Annotated in this window: 15 protein-coding genes; 11 read left to right on the forward strand and 4 right to left on the reverse strand. The window is 55.4% G+C overall.

Going from position 1 to position 17100, the window contains the following annotated elements:
- Positions 1-25: 25 nt before the first annotated feature.
- Positions 26-304: a hypothetical protein gene (locus VIM98_RS09715; RefSeq protein WP_331992901.1), complete on the forward strand. Its 279-nt coding sequence runs from the start codon at positions 26-28 to the stop codon at positions 302-304.
- Positions 305-1225: 921 nt separating this feature from the next.
- On the forward strand, positions 1226-2380 hold the full coding sequence (locus VIM98_RS09720; protein WP_331992944.1) for a trypsin-like serine protease: 1155 nt from the start codon (positions 1226-1228) through the stop codon (positions 2378-2380).
- A gap of 1322 nt (positions 2381-3702) precedes the next feature.
- Here VIM98_RS09720 and VIM98_RS09725 read toward each other — a convergent pair.
- The gene (locus VIM98_RS09725) at positions 3703-4623 is read right to left on the reverse strand and encodes a LysR family transcriptional regulator (protein WP_331992902.1); all 921 of its coding nucleotides are present in this window, start codon (positions 4621-4623) and stop codon (positions 3703-3705) included.
- A gap of 127 nt (positions 4624-4750) precedes the next feature.
- On the opposite strand from VIM98_RS09725, the gene VIM98_RS09730 reads away from it, so the two are divergent.
- The 3 genes from VIM98_RS09730 to VIM98_RS09740 all read left to right on the forward strand — a co-directional run bounded on the left by VIM98_RS09730 (position 4751) and on the right by VIM98_RS09740 (position 9085).
- Positions 4751-5464 (forward strand): SDR family oxidoreductase, encoded by a 714-nt coding sequence (locus VIM98_RS09730; protein WP_331992945.1) that lies wholly within the window; start codon positions 4751-4753, stop codon positions 5462-5464.
- A gap of 685 nt (positions 5465-6149) precedes the next feature.
- Positions 6150-7361, forward strand: a complete 1212-nt coding sequence (locus VIM98_RS09735; protein WP_331992903.1) for a trypsin-like serine protease — start codon at positions 6150-6152, stop codon at positions 7359-7361.
- A 512-nt stretch (positions 7362-7873) separates the two neighbouring features.
- Positions 7874-9085, forward strand: a complete 1212-nt coding sequence (locus VIM98_RS09740; RefSeq protein WP_331992904.1) for a trypsin-like serine protease — start codon at positions 7874-7876, stop codon at positions 9083-9085.
- 250 nt (positions 9086-9335) lie between these two features.
- On the opposite strand, the gene VIM98_RS09745 is transcribed toward VIM98_RS09740, so the two are convergent.
- Positions 9336-10295 carry a YncE family protein gene (locus VIM98_RS09745; RefSeq protein WP_331992905.1) on the reverse strand — a complete coding sequence of 320 codons (960 nt, stop codon included), beginning with the start codon at positions 10293-10295 and terminating at the stop codon, positions 9336-9338.
- 638 nt (positions 10296-10933) lie between these two features.
- The gene (locus VIM98_RS09750; RefSeq protein WP_331992906.1) at positions 10934-11617 is read right to left on the reverse strand and encodes a hypothetical protein; all 684 of its coding nucleotides are present in this window, start codon (positions 11615-11617) and stop codon (positions 10934-10936) included.
- A gap of 595 nt (positions 11618-12212) precedes the next feature.
- On the opposite strand from VIM98_RS09750, the gene VIM98_RS09755 reads away from it, so the two are divergent.
- The 4 genes from VIM98_RS09755 (at position 12213) to VIM98_RS09770 (ending at position 14194) form a co-directional block, all read left to right on the forward strand.
- Positions 12213-12581 carry a YciI family protein gene (locus VIM98_RS09755; protein ID WP_331992907.1) on the forward strand — a complete coding sequence of 123 codons (369 nt, stop codon included), beginning with the start codon at positions 12213-12215 and terminating at the stop codon, positions 12579-12581.
- 178 nt (positions 12582-12759) lie between these two features.
- The gene (locus tag VIM98_RS09760; RefSeq protein ID WP_331992908.1) at positions 12760-13080 is read left to right on the forward strand and encodes a metalloregulator ArsR/SmtB family transcription factor; all 321 of its coding nucleotides are present in this window, start codon (positions 12760-12762) and stop codon (positions 13078-13080) included.
- Entirely contained in the window at positions 13077-13553 is a 477-nt protein-coding gene (locus VIM98_RS09765) for an SRPBCC domain-containing protein (protein WP_331992909.1), read from the forward strand. The genes VIM98_RS09760 and VIM98_RS09765 overlap by 4 nt, the downstream gene beginning before the upstream one ends.
- Positions 13550-14194, forward strand: coding sequence for a glutathione S-transferase family protein (locus VIM98_RS09770; protein ID WP_331992910.1), 645 nt, complete (start codon positions 13550-13552; stop codon positions 14192-14194). The genes VIM98_RS09765 and VIM98_RS09770 overlap by 4 nt, the downstream gene beginning before the upstream one ends.
- Positions 14195-14340: 146 nt before the next feature.
- Here the strand turns inward: VIM98_RS09770 and VIM98_RS09775 are convergent, their stop codons facing one another.
- Positions 14341-15228 (reverse strand): LysR family transcriptional regulator, encoded by an 888-nt coding sequence (locus tag VIM98_RS09775; protein WP_331992911.1) that lies wholly within the window; start codon positions 15226-15228, stop codon positions 14341-14343.
- Between the two features lie 148 nt (positions 15229-15376).
- Here VIM98_RS09775 and VIM98_RS09780 point away from each other — a divergent pair, with 148 nt between their 5' ends.
- Both VIM98_RS09780 and VIM98_RS09785 read left to right on the forward strand, forming a co-directional pair.
- Positions 15377-16600 carry a YbfB/YjiJ family MFS transporter gene (locus VIM98_RS09780; RefSeq protein ID WP_331992912.1) on the forward strand — a complete coding sequence of 408 codons (1224 nt, stop codon included), beginning with the start codon at positions 15377-15379 and terminating at the stop codon, positions 16598-16600.
- Positions 16597-17073, forward strand: coding sequence for a YybH family protein (locus tag VIM98_RS09785; protein WP_331992913.1), 477 nt, complete (start codon positions 16597-16599; stop codon positions 17071-17073). The genes VIM98_RS09780 and VIM98_RS09785 overlap by 4 nt, the downstream gene beginning before the upstream one ends.
- The last annotated feature ends 27 nt before the right edge of the window (positions 17074-17100 follow it).

A 17100-nucleotide genomic window follows, 5' to 3' on the forward strand; every position in this document is an offset into this window, starting at 1 on the left:
ATCCTCGCCATGCAGGGATAGTCCCATGTTCGAGCGGACGCTGGATCGCCTTTCTCACGTTGTACGGGCTTCGCCGCAGTCGCTGCGTGTAGCACAGGTAACGAATAAGAGCGAATTGTCTCAACTGTGTGCCTGGCAAGTAGAAGATGTGTATTTCTCGGCAGAAATAGATGACATTCCGCAGCTTTATGCCAAGGAAAGATACCGAATGAGCACCACCTTCTTGCACTCTTCGTTATTTGTGGTCGGTCTGGGCGTTGCTTCCAGCATAGGTCACGCAATCGGCCAAGCCTCAGACGTTTAAGGCAGTTCGGCAAGCCGTTCTCGTGGGGAAAGCAGATCCGTGTCGTCTTCGATTTCCCCTGAGCGCCAACGCACGATCGTGACAAACTCACCCTATGAAGTGGTCAAGGCGAGGTCCGCGAAAGTATCGAAAGCCTCGAACGAGTAGAGGCATATTCTTTTTTCCGATACGCAGACCGAAGTGCTTGCAAATACGTCGAAGACCGTGGTCAGCAAGTTTATCCAGTATCACATGGAGAAGTCGGGGGCGCAAGAAATGGTGTTTTTCGATGTATTTACTTGCCCTCGGGGCGACGAATGGAACCTTCCGCTATCGCATCACGTGTGCGCTGGGTAAAGGCGCAACGTTTTACTGGTGAGGTCTATTCGCATTGACTTGTGGGTTTTGAGCGGTGGATTCGCCTGCGTCGAATCAAGATGGTTACCAGACTTAGCACACATGCCGGAGGCGTTGATGGCGAGAGATCGAGGGGTTCGTCGGACAAGCGCATCGCTACCTGGGCAACCAGCCATGGGTAATGGTTGATAACAGGCTGTTGGGCCATGTTGAGACGCATGAGCCTCGAACCTATCTCCAGTCCCTGATGTAGGTCAGGGCGCCTGGCGTGTGTGCAAGAAATCAATGAAATCGGCGCTTGCTCAAAGAGCGGTCTCCTCGGATAGGCGCATAGTGCCCTGGCGCGCGCTCACTCGTAGCGGTGTTTGTACCAACTGCAATGTGAGCGGCTAATGGGACGGAGGACGCTTGTACTTCGGGAATTCAAGTACTTCGTGTCCGCCGGAGCTATGGGAGGGGTATCTTGAGCGGCGAATGTCGTAGCCCCTTCGTTTTACCCGCGACTGGAGAAGACGCGTAGTGCTAAATCTTAAAAAAGCTATCCTTGCGTTAGCACTAGTTATTTTCGGCGGCGCAACTTCTGCAATGCCTTACGCTCGTGGGGAACTATCCGCCAGGTTGCCAGCGTCCATTGATGTAGCGGATGGCGCGGGTGCTCCGAGCGATAGCCTCCTTTGGTCTGCGCTTGTGGAAACGGTCGCTCACCTCTCAGTCGCCGACTGTTCCGCGTCACGACTTTCCACGCGATTCATCCTAACGGCTTGGCATTGTGTGAATGGCGTACCGATAGAAGACGTCTATGTAACAAGACCTGGAAATTTTAGTCACCATCCCAGCGAAGCAGAAGGTTTCGCAAGCGTTGAAGATGTGTATTTTGCCAAGGTCGGCAACAACGGCGAGAAAACAGCCCTTGGCGTTGACAGGGATCTCGCGCTTTTGCAATTGAAAACACCTCTGCCATCTAAGGTTGACAACTTTCCTCTCTATCACGGCTACTCGTTTCGGGAAAATACGCCCGTAGCCATTTTCAGGAGCGGTAGCCAAGACAAGATCAACAAGAAACTAAGGTGGGCAGCCATGATGATGAAGGAGCATTCTGCGCAAGATAAGTATGGTGGGCCTGCATTCCGTTTGAGCCGTTACGCCGTCATGCCGACAGTTCCCTACGTGCTACCTCCTGCCGGTTACGCTCTTCCTGGAGATTCGGGAGGAACGGTTCACGCCTTTTTATGCTCCGATTATTTGCCGAAAAACACGCCACTGAGAAAAGCCATTGGCGTAGGCTCGTCAGGACACCCCGAAGGTCGAGCCTATTACACCAAGCTTGACGATGAAGTCGTCCGCTGGCTCGGTAAGCGGGTCGTAATGATTACAGCCCCTCGCGATGGCCAAGTGTTCTATGGTGGCGAAGATATTCCCGTATCCATGACCGATGTCGATAGTGATCCTCTCGGAAAGGCTCAACCTGTAAAAAATGTTGCGCTCATCTATAAAGACGAGCGCGGTGATGATGTTACGTCAGTTTGTTCGAGAAGCCAGATAAAGCTGCTGCCCACCGGCGATCTTGGCTGTCAGCTCAGTCATGCCAATGAAAATGCAACCTTCAGCATAAGGGTCTATAGAGAGGGGGATACGTCCTATGACGAGGTAACCATCTTTAATCGTGCCAACTTCAATGCTTCTTTAGATGAAAAAAATAGTGGATTAAGTATTGAGATGCCATCTACGAACCACTTTTAAGTGGGTGCTCGCTTGTCTTGCGGCCGACACGTGGCGACGATCAAGCTGTATATGGCGTCGACGATGGATGTGGTGACGCATCGCGCATCCCACGCTGAAGGGCGATCACGATGCGCTGCACGATGCCCGGTATCAGGCTGAACCGTTTCGGCTGATTCAGGGAAGGAAGTAGCGTGGCCGCGGATCATAAGAGTGGGAACAGATTCAATCTTCCGGTATCTTTGACTCTGATTGATGATGGTGTCAAAAACGTCGCTTCCTCACGCATCGCTCCATCTCCCGCGCCGGCAAAAAACGTCCGGTTCTGGCGGTAAAAGCGACGGTAACGACCTATGTCGATCACAGCCAATCCCTTTAACCACGCGGGCTTGCGAGACCTGTTGATGATCGAGTGGGAATGAACTAGCGTCATTCCAAAGAGTGGCCGCAGACCGCTCCTCCCTCTGTCCACAGGGGGGAAGGGGGCGCCTGCTACCAAACAGCGCCTGCCAACGAAAAGCCGTCCTTGCATTAGCAGGGACGGCTTCCGAATGGGTGCCCGAGGCCGGAATCGAACCGGCATAGCCGGGAGGCTGAGGGATTTTCGTACCACTTCGACTTCGCCGCCAGTGCATGGCACTGTTCGTGGTTTGGAGTGCGCCTTCACCATAGCTCTGCAGCCGTAGGTGCCCGCCGTCTGCTCTCTACACCTTCCCAGACATGAGATTGGGCTTGGCTCGGCGTTGACTCGAATGCCAGGCAATCAGGGTTTTCGCCGACTTTGACGGGTGCCACTTCGGACGTTTCCCCTCGAAGGCTCAAATTGTCTAAGTCCCTTGTGTCTAAAGGCGCAACGTTTTACTGGTGAGGTCTATTCGCATTGACTTGTGGATTTTGAGCGGTGGATTCGCCTGCGTCGAATCAAGATGGTTACCAGACTTACCGCACGTGCCGGAGGCGTTGATGGCGAGAGATCGAGGGTTTCGTCGGACAAGCGCATCGCTACCTGGGCAGCCAGCCATGGGGAACGGCTGATAACAGGCTGTTGGGCAATATTGAGACGCATGAGCCTCGAATCTATTTCCAGTCCCTGATGTAGGTCAGGGCACTTGGCGTGCGCGCAAGAAATCAATGAAATCGGCGCTTGCTCAAAGGGCGGTCTCCTCGGATAGGCGCATAGTGCCCTGGCGCGCGCTCACTCGTAGCGGTGTTTGTACCAACTGCAATGTGAGCGGCTAGTGGGACGAGGGACGCTTGTACTTCGGGAATTCAAATACTGCGTGTCCGCCGGAGCTATGGGAGGGGTATCTTGACGGTACCGATTACCAGTCCGCCACCTTCCGCTACGATGCGTCCGTGCAAACCGTCAAGATGGTGTCGCGGAGCCAGCGATGGGCGGGATCTGCGTGAAGTCGAGGATGCCAAATAGCGGACACCTTTATTGGAGGAGTGCGTACCGGCAGTTCGAAGTGCTGAAGGCCGGCACTTATGGCGGCGTCAGCCGGTGATCCCATGCCTAAGCACGAACCCGGGACAAGTCCGATAAGGTCCGAATGCCGCACGATCCGCATTGCGTTGGCATAGGCCGGCACGACCATGACAACTGTTCTGCGCAAGCCCAGCCGATCCAGGGCATCGTCCACCGGGCCGGAGAATTGGCGCTTGCGCGAGACGGCCACATGCGGATAGCTGGCGTAGCGCTTGGCGGTCGCGCCCGGCCTTCTCAAAAGAGGATGGCCCGTTCGACAAATACCGACGAACCGGTCTTGAAAAAGAAGCCGTGTCTTCAATTCCGGTGCCTTGGTTCCAATCACCCCGATCTCCAGATCGATCATGCCTTCGCGAAGCGGCTGCGCATCCTTGTCGAGCTTCGGAATAAAACGGATGCGCACATGGGGCGCGGTCCGGGCGATCGCGGCGATTAGCGAGGGGCCGACTAGATCGACAAACCCGTCGTTGGCCCGGATCGTGAACGTACGTTCCAAGGTCGCAATGTCAAGGGCGCTACTGACGGGCTGGAGCACGGCGCGGGCATTGCGTGCAAGTTCATGCACATGCTCGGTCAATTGCTCGGCGTAAGGAGTCGGAACGAGTGTCCTGCCGGCCTGTACGAGCAGTCGATCTCCTGTGGCTATCCGAAGCCTGGAGAGCGTCCTGCTCATGGCAGAGGGGCTTAAGCCAAGCCGGCGTGCCGCCCTTGTCACGTTGCGCTCGGCAAGCAACATGTCCAACGATGTGAGGAGATTCAAATCCACGTTTTGCATCACGGTCAGCCCTCGATTCAACTGTGCACTTGATGCAATCCATTATTGCATCACACGCGTCTGGTGCAAGCTATGATCTACCTCCAGAATCTATGGCTGTCAGTCATATGAAAGGGTTGCAGCCATGATGTACTCAACTAGCCGTAAGCCTCGCCCCAGCATTTTGCTCATCGGTGCGTCGCGTGGCCTTGGGGCCGCTATGTCGGCGGAATTTCTCAAAAGGGGATGGAGCGTCGTCGGAACCGTACGCGGAAATGCCAGAACCGAACTGCATGATTTAGCCGATGCAAACGGAGGCTGCGTCGAGATCGAGCAGCTCGATATCACCGAACAGGAGCAGATTTTCGCCTTGCATGATCGTCTCTCCGGTCGCAGTTTCGATATTCTGTTCGTGAATGCCGGAACGGCGAACACCCATCAGCATGAAACCATTGCCGATGTATCTACGGAGGAGTTCCTACGCGTCATGCTCACCAACGCGCTTGCACCTATGCGCGTCGTCGAAGCATTGCAGGACCTGGTTCCTGCCAATGGCCTGATCGGCGTCATGTCGTCTGGGCAAGGCAGCATCGCCAGCAACGAGAAAGGCGGACATGAGGTCTATCGCGGCAGCAAGTCGGCCTTGAATCAATACATGCGCAGCTATGCAGCTCGGCATGCAGGGGAGACCCGTGCATTGATGCTGTTGGCTCCCGGGTGGATTCGCACCGCGCTGGGTGGGCCGGAAGCACCATGCAGCCTTGAGGAAGCCATCCCCGACATCGTGAATGTACTGCTCTTGAAGCGAGGAAGGCCCGGTCTGGAGTACCTCGACCGCATGGGGCGAACCGTTCCTTGGTGAAATGGTGGAAATACCGAGAATGTTAATGTAGAACGCAGAGCCCGCTTGGTGGCTCGCTGGCTTTCTGGTGGTTACTGCGAGTACGCCACAGCAATACACCTGAGCTAATTCTTACGGGGCTGGCACGTATACTCTTGCCACAGAGATCGTTGGCATGCGCTGTGCGATTGCGGTAGTCCATTGCCTTGTGGATTTCTCAAGCAAGGAGGATGTCGAGCAAGTTCATGCCTTGCTGCATGCAACGATGGTCAGATAAGAGCAGCATGGCACGTTTGGAGTACCTGATTGGGATCAAGCGAGGGTGAAAAAGGTTCAGGTAGCGCTGTTGCAGCTTGGAACTACGATCACCGATATCCGGCGCACCTTCGGTACTGACGTAAAGCCAGGTTGATCCGCTCAAACAGCTGATTGGAGGTGCCATGTTGTGGGGAGGCAATCCCGAGAAAGTCGATCTATATCTGCCTACCACACCTGTACAAAACGACGGTGCCACGATTTATCGGCTGACAGCTTGGGTGGATGGGGGCACCGACGCTTACTCTCCTCAATGGGCTACCGCACACTTGCGCAGGTTGAAGATGAGTACTATCAATCCGAGGGCGCGTTACCTGCCGCGGCGTGACTCAAACCAACCAGCAGCCTTCGGCAGACCCGGGGCGATTCATTTGATGCACGGATCACGATCATGAGTAAGAGCATGTTGGCCACGTTCCTGCTTGGGCTTGCAATAACGTCTCATGTGTTCGCTGCGGCAACCTCGATCAGGCCAGGAGTCGTGTCAAACGATATACAGGGAGGTCAGCCCGTGGAGAAGGTGCCCATTTGGGCCGCAATCGTCCTAGCCCAAAAAGTGCCCAGTTTGATGGGGTGTTCCGCATCGTTTTTGTCGACGCGGTTTGTCATGACCGCGCGGCACTGCATTTTCGATCGAATGAGCAATAGTAATGTTGAACTGAAGAACGTCGCCGTTATCACGCCGGGCAATTTCAAGGAAACAATCAAGATTGAGGATGGCTATCCCACCGCTCATATCTACTCCTCGTATCAAGGCGATATTGCGCTCGTAGAGTTGGCGACCCCTCTCAACTACCAGATGCGCAACTTCCCGATTTACCATGGCTATCGTTGGAACCCTCAACCGCTTCACAGGTCTATGACACCTCAGGTCCCCGCCGTTATCTATGGAAATAGCAGGCGGTCTGGCGGGTGGGAAAATGACACACTGGCCTTGTACTGGGCGACCGTTCAGTTGACTGGAATGGTAGATGCCCGTGAGGGCTATCAAGGAGCCGCGTATGAAGGGGTTATGTACTCACAGGATGAGTACACTCAGAATCTGGATCCCAGAAAATTTCCGCCCCCAGGGCTCGGTCAACCCGGGGACTCGGGGGGTACGGCGCACGTCTACATGCAGTCGTCTCTCCATTTTCCAACGTGGGTACCCGTTGCGAAAGCCATTGGCGTTTATAGTGGAGGCAGCGGCGACGACTATGAAGCAGCGGCCTTGGACCACAATGCAATGCAATGGATGGGTGAATACATTGGCATGATCTTGGCGCCTCGCGATGGGCAGAACTGCACGGGAGGGCGAACCATCGATGTCGATGTCACGCCAGGCAGCCGTCAGCCGATCAAAAGCATTGGCCTGGTTGATCAAGGGGGAACGGTCATCAATACCTGCAACCAATTCACCCCCGTGTCGCCAAATGTCTATCGATGCCCGCTGCCCCTTCCCGCCGGGCAAGGGCAGGAAGGGGTCTATACGGTACGCGCCTACCGGGACGGGGACACCTCGTATGATGAGGTGAGTATTGAAGTCCTCAGTCTCACGAGCAATCCGACGCGAGTAGTTCCCGGCGACGGGCTAAGCATCGATGAACCCGCTGCGCCACACTAATAGCACTGCGTGGTGATGAGAGGGGCGAGGGGGCTCAAGGCGGTGATCAGAAGAGGAATTTTCTGGCTTGCGAAGCCGGGGCACGAGGCTCGGAGGGCATCCTTTGTTTGAGGGCTTGTTGTGTCCCTCTGTGCGGGGTTGCACACGGCGCCGTTTCACCGATGACTTGCGTGCAGGATGAAGTGCGGGTGTAAAAAAGAATGCCCTCCCTGCGTGTCCGGGAGGCGGGGAGGGCAATGAGCGCGTAAGTGATCGACAGGGGTAACGCGCTCAGGGGTAGCCATGCCGCGCGAATGCGTTGCACATGACTATTTTCGACGTGAGGTCAAACCCAGGGTAACGCAAGTTTGTGGGAGACCTGGAACCCAAAAGAAATTGGCGATCCTTCAAATTATTGTTCTTTCCTTTTGTGATCTAATGCGCCGTTCCTTGGCAAGCCGTTGGCAGCGATTTCGTTTCAACAGTACAGACTGGTTGAGTTGTTGTTCACCTCAATACTGAGCAGGGTGACGATGCCGACAAAGGCCGCTTCATGCGTGGGTCAAATTCTTAGACTCTCTTTTGCTGGACTCATCGCTACGTCATCGCCATGGGCGACGGAGCAGGCGTTCGCGAGAAAAATATCTCTCGCACACGCAGTTATATCCAACGATATTGCCGGCGGTGAGAGAGTCGCAGAAGATGACGTGCCCGCCTGGGCAGCGGTGGTGATCATCAATCTTGGCGGGGTTAATGAGAGTGAGTGTTCGGGTTCTTTTTTGTCGTCAACATTTGTTTTGACGGCAAAGCATTGCCTGTGGACTGACGACAAAAACAACTTGCTTGACGCCAGAAGTATCTCCGTTACCACTCCAGGAAATTATCAAAAAGGGGAGGATGTCAAGTCTGGATATCTCTATAGCGTCGTGAACGCCTTTCCATCAAGCCGTGCGGACATCGTGCTGCTGGAGTTGGAAAGATCAAATGATCGAGTACAAAACTTTCCTCTGTTTCACGGCTACAGAGCGTATCAAGATGATTTCTTTGTCGCATACGGCGCGTCCGGACTGTCAGGCGATGCAACAAACGAGTGGCACCATTTGCATCGGGCGACTGTGCAGTTAAGGGGGTGGCAGGTCATACCTACTGGTTTTACGACCCCTATGTACCTAGGCGAATGGCCAGGATCTGTGCCTGCTGATTTTCCTCCGGGGGGAGTTACACAGCCGGGAGATTCGGGTGGCGCCGCGCTCACCGAGCTGAAAGTAAGTGAGCGCTTTCGTGCCCAAAAGCGAATTATGAAAGCCGCGGCTCTTGATCAAGCATCAATGTGGGAGGCTGGGGGGCGAGGAAGCGCATTTTCCCCTCTGGACGACAATGAGTTGGGTCAAATAGGAGTGCATGTCGGGCTCATAAAATTTCCACCCGATGGGCTATTTTTCTACATGAACGAGGGGTTCGACGTTCAGGTGTCGGATGCCAACGCGCAACCTGTCACTCGTATCGAACTCTCGAAGGATGCATCTACGCCTATCAAGGTTTGCTATTCCGATGATTTTAAGTTGCTTGAAAACGGCAATTGGGGCTGCTTATTCGATCCGCCGAGCCGCGAAGGCTTGTACGCCATAAAAGCATTCAGATTGGATGGATCGTACGATGAGGTAAATATTGAGTATCGTGACGGGCCGCCTGCCGATGGTAGTGGGTTGAAAATTAGCCAACCCGCTCCGCCATCGCCACGCTAGCCCCAATGCCGATATCGCACGAGCTGAATATGGTGTTTGATTAACACAAGCCGATCAGCCCGCCGTGCACTCCGAGAGCATTAATTCATAGGAATTGAGCTAGCTTGCAGGAGCGGCTTCAGCCGCGACCGTGCAGCGCATGGCTAGGTGGCCACCGCTGAAGTCGCTCCTGCTGTGAGCTATCTTGTGTGCCCTTCCGAGAACTTCTCGATCAGGGGATCCAGAGGAAAGCTGCCCGACAACCTATTAGTTAGCCATAAAAGCGGGCAGCGACAAATTTGTCGCTGGCATTTACGTAGGACACTAGATACTTGTCAATAGCGACATCCATAAGTTCCACCCCTCCCGACATAGAAATCGCATCCACGACTTGGTCCGTGCGGCTATCGATTATCAACATCAAATGGTTATCGCAAGCGACAGCGAACGGGTGATGAGGAGAACTGGCCACGCCGCCAAATAAGTCTCCCATAAATCCGCCGCCGCCACCTGCAATTTGCCCGACCTCTTTGAGGTTGCTGGAATCGACAACGGCAATGTAACTACGCCCATCGTCACTTATCGTTGGAATATAGACCTTCTTCCCATCGCTACTGATGCAAGACACCCATCCGTCTCCGAAAGACGTCCTGTGTTCGGAAACGACCTTGCCAGTTGCTGTTTCGATGATGGCGGCAACGTGGTCACCCATTGCAATCAGCCTTTTGCCATCCGGAGATAACAGGAGATTCTTGAAGTAAGCGCCGACATCGATCGGGGCCAGCTCCGTGTCATTGTTGGCGGAGAAAACCTTAATGGAGTTAGAGAAAGGAACGTAAACTTTGCTTCCATCGACAGAGAACCTAGGCCTCCAGAACTCAAGACCCGGATAAGGTAGAGTTTTTGTTACCTCACCAGTATCGGTGTTCATTACGATTAGCTGCCCGCTTACCTTTGCGTATGCTTTCGGTGCAGTGCGAGAGCAATCGATCATCGCCATGGTGGTAAACTCGCCACCAAGAGGGAGCTGCCGGTCAGGCAGCACGTGCTGAATGGAGATTCTGGGTGGCTTCGCACTTCCCAGGTTCACAACCTTTCGGTTGAATATGTAGAGTTGGCCAAATACGTTTGTTGCAAAAATTTTAGATGAAAATTCACTTACTGCGACGGTCATGCCGCTGCTTATCGGAAAGGTAAGCGTGGTCGTCGAAGGGAAGATTTTTGTGCGCATAGGGATCTCCTTGTGATGGATTGCCCTCCTGTTTTGTACAAAAAAGTTGCAGGCGAAGCATGTGGCTATGTCATCCTCATTGCCAGCGCTCGCGGGAAGGCTGGCTGAATGTACATTGCGGCGCGGGGACGTCTGTTTGGATTTTCACCCCAAAATTTTGGAAAATCGCCCATTCATACTTGGCAAGGGCAGTGATGATTACGATTCCGTAGTCACCATGAAATGCGCGTCGTAGTCGGATTGAATCTATATATGATCGGCCGCACGATCATTGGGTGGGCTCCATAATGTACATGAGACGGTTTGTTCTGCGTCGGTGTGGGGCGTCGGCCAATTTACAGACTCTGGCCCGGAAGGATTTATTAAAAAGTCCCAATTCACCGGCAGCCAGATTCTTGCCGTAATCAAACTAGCCGAAGCCGGCGCGCCGGTACCCACGATTGTGAAAAGCGCGCGCGGATCGCCGGTTGGCTGATTCGGTTGACCGCTGCCTATCGCGACCGGGGATTTAGCCTGTGTTTCTCGCACTAGTACAGCGTCAAGGTTTCGGTTAGAACCACAAACGGGTCTACCGCATCTGCGCACTCAGAGAACAAAGCGCTCGCTTTTTCGAGCGAGCGCTTTGTTGCTGCGCTACATCAACGATCTTTCTCTATGTACACGTAGACTTCGTCGCTTGCGTTGTTATTCCAGAAATCTACTTGACCGCGCACAAAGGTGAACTTCATTGAAGGGTAGTTGGAGGATCGACACGTAGCTTTGTCCACGTTAGCGTTGCCGACGTTTGTGCAATTGGGTCCGCCAAACCACCAGAGATTGGCGGCCATCTTTTTACCTTGAGCCAACACGATGTCCGGCAGCACCACGGGTTCATTGGGGTTCAGTCCGGGCCCCTGAATCGACAGTTTCAAATCGCCTGTAAAAGCGAAATTCAAACTGTCGGGACTTTTGCCGTATGTGTTGCGATTTCCTCCAGCCAGGCGATTGAACCAATCGGCGACTGAGCTCGACCCCTTCCTGCCTACGCTGAAGCCAATAGCTCCATCATGGCCTCTTACATCATAACTGTGTGGCGGATCGTTCTTTCCGTTGGGATCCTGCCCGCTGGTAATGCTTCGATCCTTCGTCTCATAGGTGCCGCTTAGAAGCTTGTAATCTCCGGATTTGACTTGCAGATACACATAGTTGTCGCGATAGGTCATCCGTTCGGTGGGCGCGGTAACGTCTGTGTCCTGAGCAAGCGACAGTCCACTGTAAGTGGATATGGCCATGAGAGCCAGAAGCAAGGAGGCTTTTGTCTTGCAGCGTGGAAGCGAGTTCATCGAAATCTCCTTTTCTTGATACAAGTTAGAGACAGATGTAGCTCGAATCGGCCAGGCCGAGCGAGCGCCTCCGATGCTATGCCTGACCAAGCTTTGGCAGATACATCGATTTGTCTCATTGTGTACTCAAGCTTTCCAATACGCGATCTCAGCTATCCGCGTCGATTGGGATATAGCCATTGCGATGTACGACATGAAGATCATCAATCGATTCTCTGGCCTGCCTGCCGAGTACACGCTGAGTGTCCTTTCCGGTCGATGGAATGGATCTTTCTATGTACGATTCGAGCAACTACGAGCGCCCGAGGGGCATCGCGTGGTGAGCCGCCAGACGTTTACCGATAATCGATGTGAGTTGAGCAGTTGCTCACACCGCTCGATGAAAGTTCGCAGCCGATCTTGCATTCGTTGATTGAGCAGGGGAGGAGCACATCATGCGAAGAGCTTGATGAGGCGGATCGGGCTGTATCGTGCAAGGCTGTCATTCGGGATCGTCTTACCCGATGGGTTTTGCAAGCGTTGTCGATTCCTTGAGGCTTCAATCGTCTTCCTTATAACGAGCCAGCGAAGCCGGCTTCAACCCGGGAGACAGACAATGCGCGTTATGGTGTTGGTGAAAGCGACGGAAGACAGCGAGAACGAGAGCTCTCCACCTGAGTGGATGGCCGAGATGATGGAGGCGATGGGCAGGTTCAACGATGAATTGCGCGATGCTGGCATCCTGCTCGTGGCTGACGGTCTCAAACCCACTTCTCAGGCCAAGCGCGTCGCGTTCGATGGCCCCAGCCGGAAGGTGATCGATGGGCCATTCGCCGAAACACGCGAACTGGTCGCCGGCTTCTGGCTTTGGGAGGTCAAGGATATGGAGGAGGCCATCGCGTGGGTGAAACGCTGCCCCAATCCCATGCCGGGGCCGAGCGAGATCGAAATTCGACCGGTCTATGAGCTGGCCGATTTCCAATGAGAGTCCTTGGACCTTCAAGGGGCGTTTCAAAGGTGGCTCGCGGTTAAGAGATGGCTGTGTATGGCCCGCATCGGCTATCACCATCCCCCTTGACTTGGGTCTCCGGGAAGCGTATTTAGTCATTAGGCTAATTAGCTCAAAGGCTAAATAAAGTATGCAGGACCCTCTCAGTCTCGCATTGTCCGCACTGGCCGATCCGACACGACGGGCAATTCTCGCTCGTCTTAGCCAGGGCGCCGCGACCGTCAACGAGCTGGCCGAGCCGTTCGATATCTCGCTGCCATCGATCTCGCGACACTTAAAGGTATTGGAAGGGGCGGGACTGATCTCGCGTGGGCGGAATGCGCAGTGGCGGCCGTGCAAGCTCGAGACGGCTCCCTTGGAGCGGGTCGATGACTGGCTGCAGGCCTATCGAAAGTTTTGGACCGGAAGCTTCGATCGTATGGATGCATATCTGGCGGAACTCACAAAAGCACCGGAGGGTGGGAGTAAGCAATGACCGAGATGCGTGACGACGAATTGATTGTTGTGCGGGAGTTCGATGCTCCCGTGGCGCTCGTCTTTCGGCTTTGGGAGAGCCGCGAGCACCTAATTCGCTGGTGGGGACCGGAGAGGTTCACCACGATCGAGTTGGACTGGGAACTCACGCCGGGCCGGCCGTGGCGCATCGTGATGGTGTCCAAGCAGCATGGAGTGTCGAAATCCAGCGGCGTCATTCGCGAGGTAGAACGCAACAAGCGGATCGTCTTTACGTTTCAGTGGGACGCGAATTCAGGGCCGGATCGCGAGACCGTTGCGACCGTCGATCTGGAAGAAAAGAACGGAAGAACGATCCAGACCTTTCATCAGATGCCATTTGCAAATATCGCCAGCCGCGACAGCCATATTGGTGGATGGAACTCGCTCTTCAACAAGCAACAGGTCTACGCCGAAAATTTCGCCGTAGCGCAGCAGGATGGATTCAAGCCATGATCACACTGACGACTTACGAATGGGTGCCGGATTTTGCCGCACCGTTGATGCGCGCGTTTCGCGTGCGATGGGCTCTGGAAGAAGCCGGAATGCCTTATGAGGTTCGAACGCTGGCGCTCGGGCCGGAGCAACGATCGCCAGAGCACTTGGCTCGGCAGCCCTTTGGGCAGGCGCCAGCGATCGAAGAGGACGGTTTGGTCTTGTTCGAGAGCGGGGCAATTGCCCTCTATATTGGCGATAAAAGCGAAGCATTGCTGCCGACGGATCGCGTCGATCGAGAACGTGCCACGGCGTGGGTATTTGCCGCGTTGAACTCGGTGGAAATCTGGATCCAGCAGCTCGCTTCCCTCGACTTCTTTCATGCACAGGAGGCATGGACCAAGGAGTGGCGTCCGCAGATCGAAAAGCAGGTGCGCGATCGGCTGGCCAGCCTGGAGCGTGTTCTCGGCGACAAGGAATACCTCGAAGGACGCTTTACCGTCGGTGACCTGATGATGATCGACGTTCTACGTATTCTCGATCACACCGACGTTCTTGATAGCTACCCGGTATTGAAAAGCTACAAACATCGTTGTGAAGGTCGTCCCGCGTTTCAGCGCGCCTTGGCCGCGCAGTTGGAAGGGTTCAAGAAAGCGGCCTGAAGTTGCACTGTGTTGCAGGAGCGGCTTCAGCCGCGACGTGCAGCGCGTGGTGTATCCGGACGCGTTGAAGTCGTTCCTGCAAGCAGTTCAGGGAGTACGCCGGCGCAATGGCGCAAGGATGCCGGCAAGAACGAGATTGCCGACACCTAGCCGGAAGCGGCGAATTTGCCAGGGTCCGATCGCGCAATATCCAAGAAGGCCGACATGGCGCTCGATACGTAAGCATCTGCGCGGCGAACGAACAAGGTGTCTACTTGAGCCTGTTTGGAAGGCAGTTCATGGATGGCGATCCTGCCTTCTCGCCTTGCTTTGGCGACCACGCCCTTCGGCAGCAAGGTTACACCGACACCGGCGGCGACGCAGCTGACGATCGTATCGAGCGAGCCGAATTCCAGCGGTCTGGCAGTGACGATGCCTCGTTCGGCCAGTAGCGATTCAAGCCGTTGGCGATAGGAGCAGCCGATCTGGAAGACGATGGTCTTCAAGTCCGGGACATGAGCCAAGTCGTCAGGAGTACGGATCGCTGGCGGCGTCACAAGGACCAGTTCCTCGCGAAACACGGTCTCCCGATGCAAATCCGGATGATCGACTGGACCTGCAACGAAAGCACCTTCAAGACGATACCCAAGCACATCGTCCAGCAGCTTGTGTGTCGTGCCAGTGGCGATGACCAGGCGAACCGCTGGGTAGGTTTTGGCGAAGTGGCTGAGGATGGGCGATAGCCGCAAGGCCGTGGTTGTCTCCAGACCGCCGAGGACCAAGGACCCGCTTGGCGTCCCATCGTCGCGGGCCGCAGCTTGCGCTTCGGCCAGCAAGCTCATGATGCGCCCGGCAAAAGGGAGCAGCCGCTGGGCGGCAGCAGTGGTCGATACACCGCGTGCATGGCGCAGGAAGAGCTCGACACCCAACTCCTCCTCCAGCGACCGGATGCGGGCCGTCACATTGGATTGGACGGTGTGCAGCTCTTGGGCGGCCCGGTTCATGCTCCCGAGCCGGGAGACGGATTCGAGCACCTTCAGGTCCGAGATGTCCATGCATTCACCACTTTAAAATCAATGTGATATATGAATTTATTCATGTACCTTGCTAATCTTGTTTTAAGATAGGTCTTATCAAATCAAATCACTTTAAATGATCGATGTGGAAGCCTACTCTCATCGCACGCGATAAGGGAAGGCCGCTATGACTCGAACCACCGTCCATGAACTAACCCGACATCCCGCCACACCCTTGCAGCCGGTTCGTACCTGGCGAGCCATCCTATGTGCGTTCTGTGCCAGCTTGATTGGCATCGGGCTGGCGCGCTTCGCGTATACCCCCTTGTTGCCAGCGATCGTCGACGCCCATTGGTTCGCGCCATCGGCGGCCGCTTATCTCGGTGCGGCGAATCTGGCCGGTTATCTAGCCGGCGCGCTGCTCGGCCGGCCGATGGCGGCCAGGCTTTCGCAGGGGATCACACTGCGAGCGATGATGGTGTTGGCCACCGTTGCGTGCCTGGCATGCATCTATCCGCTTGGATTCGTCTGGTTCTTCGTGTGGCGCGCGGCGTCCGGTTTGGCCGGTGGCGCGCTGATGGTGCTGGCAGCACCCGCGGTGTTGCCGCATGTCCCCGCATCAAGGCGTGGAGTGGCGGGCGGCATTATTTTCATGGGTATAGGCGTCGGTATCGTCGTCTCGGGCACGCTGGTGCCGCTCTTGTTGCAGCAGGGGCTACGGCAGGCATGGCTGGGACTGGGCGGGCTGTCTCTGGTTCTGACAGCGATTGCCTGGCGCGGCTGGCCGAACGATGCGATGGCAGGGGCGACAGCGGTGTCGCATAACCATTCGCCCAGCCTTGGCGCATTGCGAGCCCTTTATGTCGAATATGCATTGAACGCCGCAGGTTGGGTTCCACACATGATTTTCCTCGTGGACTTTATCGCACATGGCTTGGGCAAGGGGGTCCAGATAGGTTCGGAGTACTGGGTGTTGTTCGGTATCGGCGCTACAGCCGGGCCGATCGTTGCCGGTTATCTTGCCGATCGCGCAGGTTTTGCCGCCGCGTTGCGCCTAGCGTTCTTGTTGGAGGCCGGTGCGGTAGCGATTCCCGCGCTTGGGCTGGGCCAGGCGTGGCTGATCGTATCGAGCCTTGTCGTGGGGTCCTTTGTGACCGGTACAGTGCCTTTGATGCTGGGGCGCATCGGCGAGCTCTTACCGCATCACCCGGCCCAGCAAAAAGCCGCCTGGGGCACGGCAACGGTGTTCTTTGCGCTTTGTCAGGCTGCGGCTGCCTATGGGCTTTCCTTTGCTTTCATCAAAAGCGGCGGAAATTACACACTGCTATTTGCTATCGGTACCGGTGCAATGATCGTCGCGTTGGCGATCGATCTTGTGGCAGCCACACGGTCGAGGAATCTTGAAGCATGACCACGTTGCCTACCCGCATCATGGGATTCGAGCCGCTACGTGGCGACGGTAGCGCGCTCGACGCGTTGATCGAGTTCTACCGAGCCTTCAACACGCGAGATCTGCCCGGGCTTGCTGCGAACTGGGCCGACGGCGAGGCACCGAGCATGGACAACCCGATCGGCGATATCCGGCGAGGCTGGCCGGCGATCGCAGCGACGTATGGCAAATTGTTCGATGGTCCGGCAAGCGTGCGCGTCTCATTTCACGACTTTACCAGTCAGGGCGGCAACGATTGGCATCTGTTTGTCGGGCGAGAACAAGGTGTTTGCAAAACGCCGGAGTCTGCGATCGATTTGCGCATTCGTACAACGCGCTGGTTTGTCAGGATCGATGGTGTCTGGCGTCAGCTCCATCATCACGGCTCGATCGAAGAGCCGACGATGCTGGCCGCATATCAGCGAATGATTCTTGGTGCGCCGATGGAACATTGATTAGCCATCAGATATATATACATGCGT

The sequence above is a fragment of the Dyella sp. genome (assembly GCF_036568765.1).
GTDB lineage: Bacteria > Pseudomonadota > Gammaproteobacteria > Xanthomonadales > Rhodanobacteraceae > GSA-30.

Excerpts from the sequence above, each read along its gene's own strand:
- VIM98_RS09715 (WP_331992901.1), top strand. The coding sequence starts at position 26 with ATGTTCGAGCGGACGCTGGATCGCCTTTCTCACGTTGTACGGGCTTCG.
- VIM98_RS09720 (WP_331992944.1), top strand. The coding sequence starts at position 1,226 with ATGCCTTACGCTCGTGGGGAACTATCCGCCAGGTTGCCAGCGTCCATT.
- VIM98_RS09725 (WP_331992902.1), bottom strand. The coding sequence starts at position 4,623 with ATGCAAAACGTGGATTTGAATCTCCTCACATCGTTGGACATGTTGCTT.
- VIM98_RS09730 (WP_331992945.1), top strand. The coding sequence starts at position 4,751 with ATGTACTCAACTAGCCGTAAGCCTCGCCCCAGCATTTTGCTCATCGGT.
- VIM98_RS09735 (WP_331992903.1), top strand. The coding sequence starts at position 6,150 with ATGAGTAAGAGCATGTTGGCCACGTTCCTGCTTGGGCTTGCAATAACG.
- VIM98_RS09740 (WP_331992904.1), top strand. The coding sequence starts at position 7,874 with ATGCCGACAAAGGCCGCTTCATGCGTGGGTCAAATTCTTAGACTCTCT.
- VIM98_RS09745 (WP_331992905.1), bottom strand. The coding sequence starts at position 10,295 with ATGCGCACAAAAATCTTCCCTTCGACGACCACGCTTACCTTTCCGATA.
- VIM98_RS09750 (WP_331992906.1), bottom strand. The coding sequence starts at position 11,617 with ATGAACTCGCTTCCACGCTGCAAGACAAAAGCCTCCTTGCTTCTGGCT.
- VIM98_RS09755 (WP_331992907.1), top strand. The coding sequence starts at position 12,213 with ATGCGCGTTATGGTGTTGGTGAAAGCGACGGAAGACAGCGAGAACGAG.
- VIM98_RS09765 (WP_331992909.1), top strand. The coding sequence starts at position 13,077 with ATGACCGAGATGCGTGACGACGAATTGATTGTTGTGCGGGAGTTCGAT.
- VIM98_RS09770 (WP_331992910.1), top strand. The coding sequence starts at position 13,550 with ATGATCACACTGACGACTTACGAATGGGTGCCGGATTTTGCCGCACCG.
- VIM98_RS09775 (WP_331992911.1), bottom strand. The coding sequence starts at position 15,228 with ATGGACATCTCGGACCTGAAGGTGCTCGAATCCGTCTCCCGGCTCGGG.
- VIM98_RS09780 (WP_331992912.1), top strand. The coding sequence starts at position 15,377 with ATGACTCGAACCACCGTCCATGAACTAACCCGACATCCCGCCACACCC.
- VIM98_RS09785 (WP_331992913.1), top strand. The coding sequence starts at position 16,597 with ATGACCACGTTGCCTACCCGCATCATGGGATTCGAGCCGCTACGTGGC.